Source organism: Micromonospora gifhornensis, assembly GCF_016863515.1.
Lineage (GTDB): Bacteria > Actinomycetota > Actinomycetes > Mycobacteriales > Micromonosporaceae > Micromonospora > Micromonospora gifhornensis.
In genome coordinates this window covers 179136-193224 of the sequence record NZ_BOPA01000016.1, presented here as the reverse complement: position 1 = coordinate 193224, position 14089 = coordinate 179136, and the positions used below count along the sequence as shown (strand labels likewise).

Sequence of the window (14089 nt, the reverse complement as noted above, 5' to 3'; positions counted from 1 at the left end):
CCCCCACCGCAACCGCCCCACAAAAACAAGTGGGAGTGAGCCGACAGCAAGTGGGAACAAGAACGGGCGTGGGTCGGTTGTACCGAGCGTCGGTGTGATCCAGTGTCCCCGGGCCTCACCTAATTTGCCTTCGCGGAATACCGTCCGGCTGGAGCCGCGTCGCGCCACTCGCCGAGAGGCGACCTGCACACCGACACCCACGCACCGCCCCCGGCCCCGTCAACGGGCCGGGGGCGGTGTGCTGTTTCCCGAGTTCTGTCGGCCCGCCTGTCCGACCGCGCCCCGCTGCCCTAAGGTCAGGGGGAAGGATCAAGGGCGGAGGTGACGAGCGTGGGTCTGCGGGACGTGTTGTTGGGCTGGCCGGTGTACCGGCAGCTCACGGGCACCGATCCGCTGGGCCGGGGCGCGGCGGCGCAGTCCGCTCGTTCGGCCGGGCTCACTGCGCGCACCGAGGACGCCGACCGGGTGGCCCGTTCCGTCTGCCCGTACTGTGCGGTCGGTTGTGGGCAGCGGGTCTTCGTCTCCGACAACCGGGTGACCCAGATCGAGGGCGACCCGGACAGCCCCATCTCCCGTGGTCGGCTCTGCCCGAAGGGGTCGGCGAGCAAGAGTCTGGTGACCAGTCCGCTGCGGCAGACGACGGTGCGGTATCGGCGGCCGTACGCCACCGAGTGGGAGGACCTGGACCTCGACACGGCGCTGGACATGATCGCCGACCGGATTCTCGCCGCGCGTGCCGAGACCTGGGAGGACGTCGACGCCGAGGGTCGCCCGCTGAACCGTACGTTGGGCATCTCCAGCCTCGGCGGGGCGACGCTGGACAACGAGGAGAACTACCTCATCAAGAAGTTGTTCACCGCGATGGGGGCACTTCAGATCGAGAACCAGGCGCGGATTTGACACTCCGCCACCGTCCCCGGTCTGGGGGCCAGCTTCGGTCGCGGCGGCGCGACGGTTTTCCAACAGGACGTGGCGAACGCTGACGTCATCGTCATCCAGGGCTCGAACATGGCCGAGGCCCACCCGGTGGGCTTCCAGTGGGTGATGGAGGCGCGTAAGCGCGGGGCGAAGGTGTTCCATGTCGATCCCCGGTTCACCCGGACCAGCGCGTCGGCTGACACGTACCTGCCGATCCGGGCGGGCTCGGACATCGCGTTGCTCGGTGGGGTGGTCAACTACATCCTGAGCAACGAGTTGGACTTCCGGGAGTACGTGCTGGCGTATACAAACGCAGCGACGATCGTCAGCGAGGATTATGTCGACGCCGAGGACGCCGACGGTCTGTTCTCCGGCTTCGATCCGGAGACCGGCAGCTACGTGCAGGACAGCTGGCAGTACGCCGGGCACGAGCGGGATTCCGGCAGCGGCCACACGGCGACGGAGCGGGACACGGCCGCCGGGTTGCGGCACGAGTCGCATGGTGCGCCGATCGCCGGGCAGGTCGAGCGGGACGACACGTTGCAGCATCCGCGCTGCGTGTACCAGATCCTCAAGCGGCACTTCGTCCGCTACACGCCGGAGATGGTGGAGCGGGTCTGTGGTCTGCCGCAGGAGAAGTTCCTGGAGTTGGCCCGTGCGTGGACGCAGAATTCGGGTCGGGAGCGGACCGGTTGCCTGATCTACTCGGTGGGGTGGACGCAGCACAGCGTCGGCGTGCAGTACATCCGTACCGGCGCGATCATCCAGTTGTTGCTGGGTAACGTGGGTCGCCCCGGTGGTGGGGTGTTGGCGCTGCGTGGGCATGCCAGCATCCAGGGGTCCACCGACATCCCGACCCTGTTCAACCTGCTGCCGGGCTATCTGCCGATGCCGCACCACGCCCAACATCCGACCTTCGACGAATGGGTGGACGCCATCCGGCACCCCGGCCAGAAGGGTTTCTGGGGCAATGCGCGGGCGTACGCGGCGAGTCTGCTCAAGGCGTACTGGGGGGACGCGGCGACCCCGGACAACGACTTCTGTTACGGCTATCTGCCTCGGATGACCGGTGACCACGGCACCTATCAGCAGGTCCTGGACATGATCGACGGGAAGATCAAGGGCTATTTCCTGCTCGGTCAGAACCCGGCGGTCGGTTCGGCGCACGGTCGGGCGCAGCGGCTCGGCATGGCGAATCTGGACTGGCTTGTGGTCCGGGACCTGTTCATGATCGAGAGTGCGACGTTCTGGCAGCGTGGCCCCGAGGTGGCCACCGGGGAGATCGTGCCGCAGGAGTGCCGTACCGAGGTGTTCTTCCTGCCGGCGGCCTCGCATGTGGAGAAGGAGGGCACCTTCACCCAGACGCAGCGGTTGGTGCAGTGGCGCGAGAAGGCCGTGGACCCGCCGGGTGACGCCCGTTCGGAGTTGTGGTTCTTCTACCACCTGGGCCGCAGGCTGCGGGAGAAGCTGGCCGGGTCGACGCTGCCGCGCGACCGGGCGCTGCTGGACCTGGCCTGGGACTATCCCACCCACGGTCCGCACGACGAGCCGGACGCCGAGGCGGTGCTGCGGGAGATCAACGGGTACGAGGTGGCGACCGGCCGTCCCCTCGCCAGCTTCGCCGAGGCCCGGGACGACGGTACGACCGCGGTGGGCTGCTGGATCTACGCCGGGGTGTACGCCGACGGGGTGAACCAGGCGGCGCGTCGGCGGCCCGGTCGTGAGCAGGACTGGGTGGCGGCCGAGTGGGGTTGGGCGTGGCCGGCGAACCGGCGCATGCTCTACAACCGGGCGTCGGCCGATCCGCAGGGCCGGCCGTGGAGCGAACGCAAACGGTACGTGTGGTGGGACGAGTCGGCGGGCCGGTGGACCGGTTACGACGTGCCGGATTTCGAGGTGACGAAGGCGCCGACGTACCGGCCGCCGGAGGGTGCCACGGGTCCGGCCGCGTTGGCCGGCGACGATCCGTTCGTCATGCAGTCCGACGGCAAGGGCTGGTTGTTCGCGCCCAGTGGCGTGGTCGACGGCCCGCTGCCCACGCATTACGAGCCGGCCGAGTCGCCGGTGCGCAACTCGTTCTACGGTCAGCAGGACAACCCGACCCGCAAGACGTACCGGCATCCGGTGAACTCGATAAATCCGAGTCCGCCGCAGGAACACAGCCAGGTGTTCCCGTACGTGTTCACGGTCAGCCGGTTGACCGAGCATCACACCGCCGGCGGGATGAGCCGTACGGTGGCGCCGTTGGCGGAGTTGCAGCCGGAGATGTTCGTCGAGGTGTCCCCGGCGTTGGCGGCGGTGGCCGGGCTGACTCATCTCGGCTGGGCGCACCTGATCAGCGCCCGTGCGGTGATCGAGGCGAAGGTGCTGGTCACCGACCGGCTGGTGCCGTTGCGGGTGGACGGTCGGGTGATTCACCAGCTGTGGCTGCCGTACCACTTCGGGTTCGAGGGGTTGGTGACCGGCGACTCGGCCAACGACCTGTTCGGCATCACCCTGGACCCGAACGTGCTGATCCAGGAAAGCAAGATCGGCACCTGTGACGTGCGGCCGGGGCGCCGCCCCACCGGGCCGGCGTTGCGGGACCTGGTGGACGATTACCGCACCCGCGCCGGCATCGTGGCCGGTGCCGTGCCGCCGGCGGTCACCCCCGGCGTGCCGGTCGACCAACCTGGCGAGACAGCGGGCGAGCGGGAAACCGGCGCTGACGAAAGAGGGGACCGGTGATGGTCGACACGGATGACCGGTCGACGCCACGGGACCCGGCGACGGGTGCCGGTTGGGTCGACCCGCCGCCACGGATGGGGTTCTTCACCGACACCAGCGTCTGCATCGGCTGCAAGGCGTGCGAGGTGGCCTGCAAGGAGTGGAACGGCGTACCCACCTCCGGGCTGGACCTGCTCGGCATGTCGTACGACAACACCGGGGCGTTGACCGCGAACTCGTGGCGGCACGTCGCGTTCATCGAGCAACCCCGGCCGGCCGCCGCATCGGAGCAGACCGACACCACCACCCAGTTCCTCGGGATGCCGCAGTCCGGGCCGCCGGGGCGTACCGGCACGGCCGAGGGGCGCAACGATTTCCGCTGGCTGATGATGTCGGACGTGTGCAAGCACTGCACCCGGGCCGGTTGCCTGGACGTCTGCCCGACCGGGGCGCTGTTCCGCACCGAGTTCGGCACCGTGGTGGTGCAGGAGGACATCTGCAACGGCTGCGGCTACTGCGTGTCGGCCTGCCCGTACGGGGTCATCGACCGGCGGGTCGACGACGGCCGGGTGTGGAAGTGCACCCTGTGCTACGACCGGATCGGTGCGGGCATGACCCCGGCCTGCGCGCAGGCCTGCCCCACCGAGTCGATCCAGTACGGCCCGCTCGACGAGTTGCGGGAGCGGGCCGCCGCCCGGGTCGCCACCCTGCACGAGCGGGGGGTGCCCGAGGCCCGGCTCTACGGCCACGACCCCAGCGACGGGGTCGGTGGTGACGGTGCGTTCTTCCTCCTGCTCGACGAGCCGGAGGTGTACGGTCTGCCGCCCGACCCGCAGGTGCCCACCCACGACCTGCCGAAGATGTGGAAACGTGCGGGGGTGGCGGCGCTGGCCATGGCGGCGGGCGCGGTCGTGGCGTTCCTCGGAGGAAAACGGTGAGCAGTCAGCAACCGCCGGTGGGGGAGCGGTTCCGCCGGTCCCGCCAGCGGCGCGACGCCGGGTTGGCGGTGCCGCCGGCCGAGTTCAGCTCCTACTACGGGCGGCCCATCCTCAAACCGCCGGTGTGGACCTGGGAGATCGCCGCCTACCTGTTCACCGGTGGGGTGGCCGCCGGTTCGTCGCTGCTGGCCGCCGGTGGGCAGTTGACCGGCCGGCCGGCGATGCGGCGTGCCGGGCGGGTCGCCGCGTTGGCTGCCGTGACCGCCAGCGCCGGGCTGCTGGTCAAGGATCTGGGTCGGCCGGAGCGCTTCCACCACATGCTGCGGGTGGCCAAGCCGACCTCCCCGATGTCGGTGGGGACGTGGATCGTCGCCGCCTACGGGCCGGCCGCCGGGCTGGCCGCGATCGCCGAGGCGGCGCCCCTGCTGCCGCGCCGGGGTCCGCTGGGGCTGGTCCGCCGGGTGTTGCCGCCGGTGGGGCGGGTCGCCGGGTTGGCGGCGGCGGCGACCGCACCGGCTCTGGGCACGTACACGGGGGTGCTGCTGGCCGACACGGCCGTGCCGTCGTGGCATGAGGCGTACCCCCATCTGCCTGTGGTGTTCGCGGGCAGCGCGTTGGCCAGCGGCGCCGGTGTGGGTCTGATCGCCGTGCCGCCGGCGCAGGCGGGGCCGGCCCGGCGGATGGCGGTGGCCGGTGCCGCGCTGGAGTTGTACGGCGCGCATCAGGTGGAGAGCCGGCTCGGGCTGCTCAGCGAGCCGTACCGGACCGGTCGCGCCGGTCAGCTGTTGCGGGCCGGGCGGACGTTGACCGCCGTCGGGGTGGCCGGTGCGGTGCTGGGTGGTCGTAGCCGGGTGGTGGCGGCGTTGTCCGGTGCGGCGTTGCTGGCGGCGTCGGTGGCCACCCGGTTCGGGGTGTTCCGTGCCGGTGTCGCCTCCGCCCGCGACCCCCGGTACACGGTGCTGCCGCAGCGGGAGCGGCTTGCGCGGCGGCGCGCCGCCGAGACCCCGTAGCGTCAGCGTTCGGCCACCTCCCGGCCTGATCACCAGCTGGCTGTGATCAAATGCTGGGTGGAGGCGTTCAGGTGGCTGGTGCCCCTCCCGGTCTTCAAAACCGGTGTGGTCCGGGACCCGGGCCAGGCGGGTTCGATTCCCGTCCGTCTCCGCCAACGCTGCCGAGGAGATGACCCGATGGGCGACGGTTGCGCCGACCCACGGCGTCGGGTGCCGCGCACCGACGCGCTGCTGGCCGAGCCCCGGTTGGCCGCGGCCGTCGTCAGCCTGGGCCGGGACCGGGTGAAGGCCGCCGTGCGGCAGGCCCAGGACCGGGCCCGCCGCGGCGAGATCGACCCCGATCAGGTACGCGACGCCGCCCTGGCCGCGTTGCCGCCGGCCGCGCCGCGTGCCGTGCTCAACGCCACCGGGGTGGTGCTGCACACCAACCTGGGTCGGGCCGCGTTGTCGGACGCGGCGGTGACCGCGATGGTCGCCGCCGCCGGGCACACCGACGTCGAACTGGACCTTCGGACCGGGCGGCGGGCCCGCCGTGGCCGTGACGCGCTGGACGCCCTGGCCGCCGCCGTGCCGCAGGCCGAGGCGGTGCACGTGGTGAACAACGGTGCCGCCGCCCTGGTCCTGGCGGCCACCGCGTTGGCCGCCGGCGCCGAGATCGTGGTCAGTCGAGGTGAACTGGTGGAGATCGGTGACGGGTTCCGGCTACCCGACCTGATCGTCAGCACCGGGGCGCGGCTGCGGGAGGTCGGCACCACCAACCGGAGCACCCTTGCCGACTACGCCGACGCGATCGGCCCGGACACCGGGTTCGTGTTGAAGGTGCACCCGTCGAACTTTCAGGTCAGTGGCTTCACCTCGGCGGTGCCGGTGCGACGGTTGGCCGAGCTCGGGGTGCCGGTGGTCGTCGACATCGGCTCCGGGCTGCTCGCCGCAGATGCGTTGCTGCCCGACGAGCCGGACGCGGCGAGCACCCTGACCGCCGGGGCGGCGCTTGTCACCGCCAGCGGCGACAAGCTGCTCGGTGGGCCGCAGGCCGGGCTGCTGCTCGGCCGCGCCGAGCTGGTGGATCGGCTGCGCCGCCATCCGCTGGCCCGGGCGTTGCGGGTGGACAAACTGACCCTGGCCGCGCTGGCGGCGACCCTCGGTGATCCGGCCACACCCACCCGGGCGGCGCTGCACACCGACCCGGCGAGTCTGCGGGAGCGCACCGAGCGGCTGCGCGAGGCCATCGCGGCCGACGGGCACAAGGTCGAGGTGGTGCCGTCGGTGGCGGTCGTCGGTGGCGGCGGCGCTCCCGGGGTGGAGTTGGACTCGTGGGCGTTGAGCCTGCCGGAGCACTACGCCCGTCCGCTGCGCACCGGCGAGCCGCCGGTGCTGGGTCGGGTCACGCACGGGCGGCTGCTGCTGGACCTGCGGTGCGTGCCGCCGCACGCCGACGACGCCGTACGCGCCGCCGTGCTGGCCGTGCCGGGAGAACACTGACCATGCTGGTGGTGGCGACCGCCGGGCACGTCGACCACGGCAAGTCCACCCTGGTGCGGGCACTGACCGGGATGGAACCGGACCGGTGGGCGGAGGAACGCCGCCGGGGCATGACCATCGACCTCGGGTTCGCCTGGACGACGCTGCCGTCCGGCGCCACTGTCGCGTTCGTCGACGTGCCGGGACACGAACGGTTCGTACCGAACATGCTCGCCGGTGTCGGTCCGGTGCCCGCCGCCATGGTGGTGGTCGCCGCCGACGAGGGCTGGATGCCGCAGTCCGCGGAGCACCTGGCCGCGTTGGACGCGCTCGGGGTCGCGTACGGGCTGCTGGTGGTGACCCGCGCGGACCTGGCCGACCCGGGGCCGGTCCTGGAGCGCGCCGGTGCGCACCTGGCGGCGACCTCGCTGCGCGACGTGGAGGCGGTGGCGGTCAGCGCGGTCACCGGTGCCGGGCTGCCGCAGGTGCAGGCGGCGCTGGACCGGCTGGCCGCCCGGCTGCCCACCGCACCGACCGACGGCCCGGTACGGCTCTGGGTGGACCGCAGCTTCACCATGCGCGGCAGCGGCACCGTGGTCACCGGCACCCTGGGCGCCGGTGAGCTGCGGGTCGGCACCGAACTGGTGGTGGCCGGCAGCGGCGAGCCGGTGCGGGTACGTGGCCTGCACCGGCTCGGTCAGCCGTGCGAACAGGTGGGGCCGGTCGCCCGGGTGGCGGTCAACCTGCGCGGGATGCCCCGGGACCGGATCGCCCGGGGCGACGCCCTGCTCACCCCCGACGGGTTCGCCGGCACCGACCTGATCGACGTGCGGCTGGCCGGTGATCCGGCGGCCGACCTGCCCGCAACACTGACCCTGCACATCGGGTCGGCGGCGGTGCCGGTGCGGGTACGCCCCCTGGGTGTCGACACCCTGCGGCTGCGGCTGGCCCGGCCGCTGCCGCTGCTCATCGGTGACCGGGCGTTGCTGCGTGACCCCGGCCGCCATCACGTGGCCGGTGGACTCACCGTGCTGGACGTCGCGCCGCCGCCGCTGCGTCGCCGTGGTGCCGCGGCGGCCCGGGCAGCCGTGTTGGCGAGCATGGACGGCCGTCCCGACCTGGCCGGCGAGCTACGCCGTCGGGGCCTGATGCGCGCCGCCGACCTGCGTCGGGCGGGGGTGCCGGTGACCGGGTCACCGGTGTGCGGGGACTGGTTGGTCGACCCGGAGCACTGGCGGCAGCTGGGTCGCCGCCTCGCCGACGCGGTCGCCGAGCATGCCCGCCGGCATCCGCTGGAGCCGGGGGCGCCGGTGGAGGTGCTGCGTCAGCGGCTGGAGCTGCCGGACCGGGCGCTGGTGGAGGCGCTGGTGCGGGAGCCGCTGCGGTTGGTGGCCGGCCGGGTCGGCACCGCCGACACCGACGCGGTGCCCGAGCCGGTGGCCCGCGCGTTGGCGCTGCTGCACGAGGAGTTGACGACCCGACCGTTCCGCGCACCCGAAGCCGACCGGCTCGCCGCCGTCGGGCTGGGCACCCGCGAGATCGGTGCCGCGGTACGCGCCGGTGTGCTGCTGCGGCTGACCGGCAACGTGCTGCTGCCCTCGGATGCGCCGCAGCAGGCCGTACGGGTGCTGGCCACCCTGCCGCAACCGTTCACGCTCAGCGCGGCCCGGCAGGCCCTGGACACCACCCGTCGGGTGGCGGTGCCGCTGCTGGAGTTGCTGGACCGGCAGGGCGCCACCCGTCGGCTGCCCGACGACACCCGGATGGTGGTGGACAGTTGAGTTGGCGGCATCCGTCGGCCGGCGGGCCGGTGCAGCGCCTACCGTGACGGCATGGACCCGAGCGCGGTCTGGCGGGACCGGCAGCACCGGTGGCGGATCGAGGCGTACCGGGCACCGGATCTGCGGTTCGCCATCTTCGCCACGAACGGCACCACCGAGTCGGCGCCGCTGTGGCTGTTCGGCATGTCCGCGTTGGCCCGCTGGCTGATGAGCCACAAGATCTCCCTCGACGACCTGGAGACCGACTGAGCTCATCGCCCGGTCGAGGGACCTGCGGCGAAATGCCCACAACCGCCCGGTCTGCGCCTTTACCGTGCCAGCTGTGAAGGACCGAGGTATCCGCAAGCTGTTCGCGGTGCTGGCCGGCCTGGCGGTGATCTACTTCGGCACGACCGGCCGTTCCCCGGAGGAGGGCAGTGGGCTCTCCGGTGGGCTGGTGGTGCTGGCGTTGCTCGCGTCGCTGCTGGTGTGGCACCTGACCAAGCCCGGCGGCAACGCCGCCAAGTGAGTGTCGGTGGGCTCAGCCGGCGGCGACACTGCGGGTGATCTGCCCCGCCGACTCCTCGCCGAGGGCCACCCGCACCAGCGCCGAGGCCAACCGGCCGAACTCGCCCTCGTCGACCAGACCGGCCAGCCGGTCCGTGGCGGCCGGCAGACCGAGCCGCTTGGCCCCGGCGACCGCGCGTCGGTCGGCGTACGGTCGCAGTTGCGGCCAGACCGTCTGCACCTCGCGCAGGAAGATGTCCGCGCCGGTGGGGCCGATGCCGGGGAACTCGACGAGCAGGCGGCGCAGCTGGTCCTGGTCACCGTCGGCCTGCCGGCGCAGCCGCCGCAGGTCACCGTGCCAGCGGTCCAGGCAGAGCCGGGCGCCGGTGCCGAGCATCGTCGCGGTCCGCTCGTCGTAGCGGCGGTAGTGGCCACGACCGAGCGCGTCGACCCGCTGCTGCCAGCTCGCCGCCTCCATCGCCGCCGGGGTGCGGTATCCGGCGGCGAACAGTTCCCGGGCGGCGGCCACCGCCACCTGTGCCCTGATCCGGGTACTGAGCAGCGTCACCAGCACCAGCAGCTGATAGAGCGGTGCGGGCCGGTCGGCGAGGGAGATCCCCGCCTCCTCGGCGTACGTGCGGCGAGTCAGCAGGGCCCGCGCGACAGCCCGTTGGTCACCCATCGCAGGGAGATACCCGCTGCGCGGCCGAGCAGTCCCGGGCCGCAGCGCCGGCTACGGAATGCGGTCGACGGCGATGGGTAAGCCGCTCGTGGACGTGGTCGACTGTCGCGTCCCGCCACTTGGCGAAGGGAGACGACCATGACGAACCCGCAGCAGCAGGAGTTGCGCCGCAACGCCCTGGGCGCCACCAGTCAGGACAGCAAGGGACCGGCTCCGACCGGTCATCCGCGTAACCGTGGCACCTCGCGGGCCGACGCCGGACGTCCGGTGCCCCGGGGACAGGTGTCGCCGTACGGGCCGACCGGGCAGCCGGTCGCGCAGGACGAGAGCGACCGGGACTAACCTCCGGTCGCCGTTGACGGCCGCAGCCGGTTCCAGGTGGCTGCGGCCGTCAGCCCGTACGCGAGGTGCGGCAGCAGGTCGGCGAGCCAGTCGCTGCGCCGCCAGGTGCGCGGGTCGGTGACGCCGAGCAGGGTCAGCGTCCCGTCGGCGAGGGTCATCGCCCCGCCGCCGAGCAGGGCCGCGGCCCGCAGCAGGGGTTGCCGCCGACCCCGTGTCAACGCCGCGAAGCCGACGGCGGCGGCCACGCCGAGCCCGTACCCCATCAACGCGCCGAGACCGGAGAGCCGGTTCTCGGCCCGTCGTGGTGACCCGAGGTCCAGGTGAGCCACGTCGGCCACCCGACCAGCGCTCTCCTGCGGGCTCTGGCTGGCCGGTCGGGCCCGTACCGTCATGTCCACGTAGGTGGCGACGTTGAGGGCGGTGGTACCCACCGCCCCCGCGATCAGCCCGTCGGTGAGCGCGCTGCGGCTCACTTCGGGTCACCCGGTTCACGGTTGCCCTTCGGGCCGTAGGTGCGCTCGCCCCGGGCTATGCCGCGCTGACCCCGTTCGTCCTGCAGGATCCGGTTGGCGGCCTCGTCGGCCCGTTCGTCCGTGACGCCCCGACCGGAGTTGTCGAGGGCGTTGCGCAGGCGGGCGCGTTGCTTGTCGTAGGCGTTACTACCAGGCCTCGGTCCAGGCATCGCTGTCTCCTCTGGTGCTCGCCGGTCACGTACGCGCCCCGTCTACCCGCCTGGAGGGGGGCCAACCCCGTCCCCCCGGACCACCGCGACCGGGCAGTGGCTGTGGTGCAGCATCGACCGGCTCACCGACCCCAGCAGCAACCCGGTCAGCTCGCCGCGCCCCTGACCGCCCACCACCAGCAGCTGCGCCGTACGAGACGCCTCGGTGAGCACCTTCGGGGCGCGTCCCCGCACCGACTCACGGCGAATCGTCACGTCCGGGTAGCGGTCGGTCAGCCCGGTGATGGACTCCGCGAGTGCCCGCTGCTCCTCGGCCTGCAGCTGCGACTCGTCGTACACCAGGGGTTGCATGTCGCCCGGGCCGGTCGAGGCGGGATGCCGGTAGGCGTGGGTCGCCACCACGGTAGCGCCGCGAAACGCGGCGGTCTGCACCGCGAACTCCACGGCCAGGCGGGACACGTCGGAGCCGTCCACCCCGACCACGATCGGCCCCTGCGGGTCGGCCGTACCGCGGGCCACCAGGACCGGGCAGTGGGCGTGCGCGGCGACGGTCACCGCGACCGAGCCGACCACCAGGGCGGTGAAGCCCCCCAGTCCACGGTCGCCGAGCACCACCAGCGCCGCGTCGGTGGAGGCCTGCAGCAGGACGGCAGTCGGCGCACCGTCGACGATCTCGCCGGTCACCCGTAGTCCCGGTGCGGTGGTCTGCGCCGCATCGACGGCGGCGGTGACGAGCTGGTGGGCCTGACCGCGCAGCCCTCCGTCGGCCGGGCCCTCGGTGCCCGGGGTGAAGGGGGAGTGCAGCGACGGCCAGATGAAGGCGTGCACCACCCGCAACGGTCGATGCCAGCGCGCCGCCTCCGCCGCGGCGAGCCGTACCGCGGCGAGTGCCGCCTCGGAGCCGTCCACGCCGACCACCACCGCCGAGTCCACCGCCACCCCCGTCTGCCGGTTTGCGTCAGTATCGCGGGCCGCCGCAGGTCAGCGGGGCTATACCGGCCAGGGGGCCGATGTCGGTACGCTGACCCCGGCCGCCGGGGGAGGGAGCGTCGTCGATGGTGGAGCCCGACCAGCCGAGCACGGCACGGATGATCGACTTCTGGCTCGGCGGGACGCACCACTACCCGGTCGACGTGGCCGCGGCACACGCCTTCGAGCAGGCGTACGGGCCGTGCGCGCCGGTTTTCCGGGCGCTGCGGGCCTTCCTCGGCCGGGCCGTACGCGCGATCGCCGCGACCGGTGTGGACAGCTTCCTGGTCTTCGGCGCGGGGGTGCCGACGTTGGGCAACGTGCACGAGGTGGCTCCGGAGGCGACAGTGCTCTACACCGACGTGGACCCGGTCACCATCCGCCTCGGGCAACGCCTGCTGGCCGGCAGCGACCGGGCCGGCTACGGCTACGGTGACGCCACCGACATCGGCACGATCGATCCGGCGTTGCTGCACCGCTTCGTGCCGGGCTGGGGTCGACGGCCGGTGGGTGTGGTGTTCCTCGGTCTGGCCGCCTTTCTCGACGACGAGACCCTCGCCCGTACGCTCGACGAGTTGTACCGGGCGTCGGCTGTGGGCAGTCACCTGGCCATCGACTTCGACACCGAGGAACTGGCCGGCCACCCCGAGGCGCTGGCCATGATGGGGCCGGCGTTCCGGATGCGGTCACCGGCGGCGTTCGCGCCGCTGCTGGGGCGGTGGACGCCCACATCGGAGGGAATCGTCGCGGTGTCGCGCTGGCGGCCGGACGGGGCGCCGGAGGAGGTGCCGGCGGCCTTCCACGGCGTGGTGGCGGTGCGGTCGGCCGGGTGACCCGGGGTCGCCCCACCTCCGTATGATGCTTGCCCCAGGGCAAGTATTTTTCGGAGGATGGTCATGGCGGATGCGCTCACGGGGATCTCCCGCGCCCTGCGCGAGGCCCCGCCCGACCGGGTGGTCGAGGCCGCCGACCAGGCCATTCGTTCCGTACTCGGTGCCTTGGGCACCGCCGTGTTCGTCGCCGACTACCGGATCAACGGTCTGTGGCCGGTGCTCGACGCCCGCCAGCCGCAGGTCGCCGGTCAGGCGGTGCAGAGCATGGTGCAGCGCTGCTTCAGCAGTCAGCAGTCGGTGCGCGGCAGTGAGCCGCAGGGCCGCTGCCGGCTCTACCTGCCGCTGACGGTGTGGGGGGAGCGGCTGGGTGTGCTGATGGTCGAGTTGCCGCAGGCCCCGTCGGAGGAGATCGTCGCCGCGGCGACGGACATCGCCGGTGAGGTGGCCATGGCGTTGCGCGCCGCGGACCGGGAGACCGACAGGTACCGGCGGGCCCGCCGCCGGGAGCGGCTGAGCATGGCGGCCGAGTTGCAGTGGGAGTTGCTGCCCGGACGCGGCATCAGCCACGAGGCCTTCCAGGTGGCGGGCCAGCTCGAACCGGCGTACACGGTCAGCGGTGACCACTTCGACTGGTCGTTGAACGACGACCGGCTGACCGTGACCGTGCTCAACGGCGAAACCATCGGGCTCGCCGCGGCCTTGCTGACCGCGGTGACGGTCAACGCGATGCGCAACGCCCGCCGCTCCGGCGGCGGACTCGTGGAACAGGCCGAACTGGCCTCCGACACGGTCTACTACCAGCATCGTGGGCACCGGCACGTGGCCACCGTGCTGCTCGAACTGGACTGCACGACCGGGCGGGTGCGGGCCGTCGACGCGGGCTCGCCGCACCTGATGCGGTTGCGGGGTGGCGCGGTCACCCGCCTGGTGCTGGAGCAGCAGTTGCCGTTGGGCATGTTCGCCGAGACCCGGTACGACCTTCAGGAGTTCGACCTGGATCCGGGGGACCGGTTGTTCGTCGTCTCCGACGGTGTGTGGGGGGCCGATCCGAGCGGCAAGGAGGCGTACGGCCAGCGGGCGATGGCCCGGTCCATGCGGGCCACGCGGTTGCAGCCGCCGAGTGAGGCGGTCGGTACGGTGATGCGCGAGTTGCAGGCCTTCCACGCCGACGCCGACCTGCGCGACGACGCGGTGGTGGTGTGCCTGGACTGGCACGGCGGGGGCGACCGGGCGGACGGTTGACGAGTAGGCAGCAACCCACCACCCCACAGCATTCATCCT

At 72.5% G+C, this 14089-nt stretch carries 13 protein-coding genes, 1 tRNA gene and 1 pseudogene; 11 read left to right on the top strand and 4 right to left on the bottom strand.

Translation table 11 applies throughout. The features are described 5' to 3' along the window. Positions 1-330: 330 nt before the first annotated feature. The 8 genes and pseudogenes from fdh to Vgi01_RS11365 form a co-directional block, all read left to right on the top strand. Positions 331-3538 (top strand): annotated as a pseudogene (fdh, locus tag Vgi01_RS11400) (formate dehydrogenase); the annotation flags it as partial. A 106-nt stretch (positions 3539-3644) separates the two neighbouring features. Next, complete coding sequence (locus Vgi01_RS11395) at positions 3645-4562, top strand: 4Fe-4S dicluster domain-containing protein (protein WP_204290973.1); 918 nt, start codon at positions 3645-3647, stop codon at positions 4560-4562. Then, complete coding sequence (nrfD, locus tag Vgi01_RS11390) at positions 4559-5572, top strand: NrfD/PsrC family molybdoenzyme membrane anchor subunit (protein ID WP_204290972.1); 1014 nt, start codon at positions 4559-4561, stop codon at positions 5570-5572. The genes Vgi01_RS11395 and nrfD overlap by 4 nt, the downstream gene beginning before the upstream one ends. 59 nt (positions 5573-5631) lie before the next feature. Next, positions 5632-5727 (top strand) — tRNA-Sec (locus Vgi01_RS11385). Positions 5728-5749: 22 nt separating this feature from the next. Further along, positions 5750-7054: an L-seryl-tRNA(Sec) selenium transferase gene (selA, locus tag Vgi01_RS11380; RefSeq protein WP_204290971.1), complete on the top strand. Its 1305-nt coding sequence runs from the start codon at positions 5750-5752 to the stop codon at positions 7052-7054. A 2-nt stretch (positions 7055-7056) separates the two neighbouring features. Further along, the gene (gene selB / locus Vgi01_RS11375) at positions 7057-8814 is read left to right on the top strand and encodes a selenocysteine-specific translation elongation factor (protein WP_102656039.1); all 1758 of its coding nucleotides are present in this window, start codon (positions 7057-7059) and stop codon (positions 8812-8814) included. A 51-nt stretch (positions 8815-8865) separates the two neighbouring features. Next, the gene (locus Vgi01_RS11370) at positions 8866-9063 is read left to right on the top strand and encodes a hypothetical protein (RefSeq protein WP_013733930.1); all 198 of its coding nucleotides are present in this window, start codon (positions 8866-8868) and stop codon (positions 9061-9063) included. Between the two features lie 73 nt (positions 9064-9136). Then, the gene (locus tag Vgi01_RS11365) at positions 9137-9322 is read left to right on the top strand and encodes a hypothetical protein (protein ID WP_102656040.1); all 186 of its coding nucleotides are present in this window, start codon (positions 9137-9139) and stop codon (positions 9320-9322) included. A gap of 12 nt (positions 9323-9334) precedes the next feature. Here Vgi01_RS11365 and Vgi01_RS11360 read toward each other — a convergent pair whose 3' ends face one another. Then, the gene (locus Vgi01_RS11360) at positions 9335-9982 is read right to left on the bottom strand and encodes a hypothetical protein (protein ID WP_204290970.1); all 648 of its coding nucleotides are present in this window, start codon (positions 9980-9982) and stop codon (positions 9335-9337) included. 138 nt (positions 9983-10120) lie between these two features. Here Vgi01_RS11360 and Vgi01_RS11355 point away from each other — a divergent pair, with 138 nt between their 5' ends. Beyond that, the gene (locus tag Vgi01_RS11355) at positions 10121-10324 is read left to right on the top strand and encodes a hypothetical protein (protein WP_102656042.1); all 204 of its coding nucleotides are present in this window, start codon (positions 10121-10123) and stop codon (positions 10322-10324) included. Here Vgi01_RS11355 and Vgi01_RS11350 read toward each other — a convergent pair. From Vgi01_RS11350 to Vgi01_RS11340, 3 genes are read right to left on the bottom strand one after another with little or no spacing between them, the layout of a single operon-like run. Next, positions 10321-10797 (bottom strand): hypothetical protein, encoded by a 477-nt coding sequence (locus Vgi01_RS11350; RefSeq protein ID WP_204290969.1) that lies wholly within the window; start codon positions 10795-10797, stop codon positions 10321-10323. The two genes, Vgi01_RS11355 and Vgi01_RS11350, sit on opposite strands and share 4 nt — an antisense overlap. Beyond that, entirely contained in the window at positions 10794-11006 is a 213-nt protein-coding gene (locus Vgi01_RS11345; protein WP_013733925.1) for a hypothetical protein, read from the bottom strand. The genes Vgi01_RS11350 and Vgi01_RS11345 overlap by 4 nt, the downstream gene beginning before the upstream one ends. Positions 11007-11048: 42 nt before the next feature. After that, on the bottom strand, positions 11049-11939 hold the full coding sequence (locus tag Vgi01_RS11340; RefSeq protein ID WP_204290983.1) for a universal stress protein: 891 nt from the start codon (positions 11937-11939) through the stop codon (positions 11049-11051). Between the two features lie 122 nt (positions 11940-12061). On the opposite strand from Vgi01_RS11340, the gene Vgi01_RS11335 reads away from it, so the two are divergent. Together Vgi01_RS11335 and Vgi01_RS11330 are read left to right on the top strand one after the other, a co-directional pair. After that, positions 12062-12808 (top strand): SAM-dependent methyltransferase, encoded by a 747-nt coding sequence (locus Vgi01_RS11335; protein WP_204290968.1) that lies wholly within the window; start codon positions 12062-12064, stop codon positions 12806-12808. Between the two features lie 63 nt (positions 12809-12871). Continuing rightward, positions 12872-14050, top strand: a complete 1179-nt coding sequence (locus Vgi01_RS11330) for a PP2C family protein-serine/threonine phosphatase (protein ID WP_204290967.1) — start codon at positions 12872-12874, stop codon at positions 14048-14050. The last annotated feature ends 39 nt before the right edge of the window (positions 14051-14089 follow it).

Excerpts from the sequence above, each read along its gene's own strand:
- Vgi01_RS11335 (WP_204290968.1), top strand. The coding sequence starts at position 12,062 with ATGGTGGAGCCCGACCAGCCGAGCACGGCACGGATGATCGACTTCTGG.
- selB (WP_102656039.1), top strand. The coding sequence starts at position 7,057 with ATGCTGGTGGTGGCGACCGCCGGGCACGTCGACCACGGCAAGTCCACC.
- Vgi01_RS11330 (WP_204290967.1), top strand. The coding sequence starts at position 12,872 with ATGGCGGATGCGCTCACGGGGATCTCCCGCGCCCTGCGCGAGGCCCCG.
- Vgi01_RS11345 (WP_013733925.1), bottom strand. The coding sequence starts at position 11,006 with ATGCCTGGACCGAGGCCTGGTAGTAACGCCTACGACAAGCAACGCGCC.
- selA (WP_204290971.1), top strand. The coding sequence starts at position 5,750 with ATGGGCGACGGTTGCGCCGACCCACGGCGTCGGGTGCCGCGCACCGAC.
- Vgi01_RS11395 (WP_204290973.1), top strand. The coding sequence starts at position 3,645 with ATGGTCGACACGGATGACCGGTCGACGCCACGGGACCCGGCGACGGGT.
- Vgi01_RS11370 (WP_013733930.1), top strand. The coding sequence starts at position 8,866 with ATGGACCCGAGCGCGGTCTGGCGGGACCGGCAGCACCGGTGGCGGATC.
- Vgi01_RS11360 (WP_204290970.1), bottom strand. The coding sequence starts at position 9,982 with ATGGGTGACCAACGGGCTGTCGCGCGGGCCCTGCTGACTCGCCGCACG.
- Vgi01_RS11355 (WP_102656042.1), top strand. The coding sequence starts at position 10,121 with ATGACGAACCCGCAGCAGCAGGAGTTGCGCCGCAACGCCCTGGGCGCC.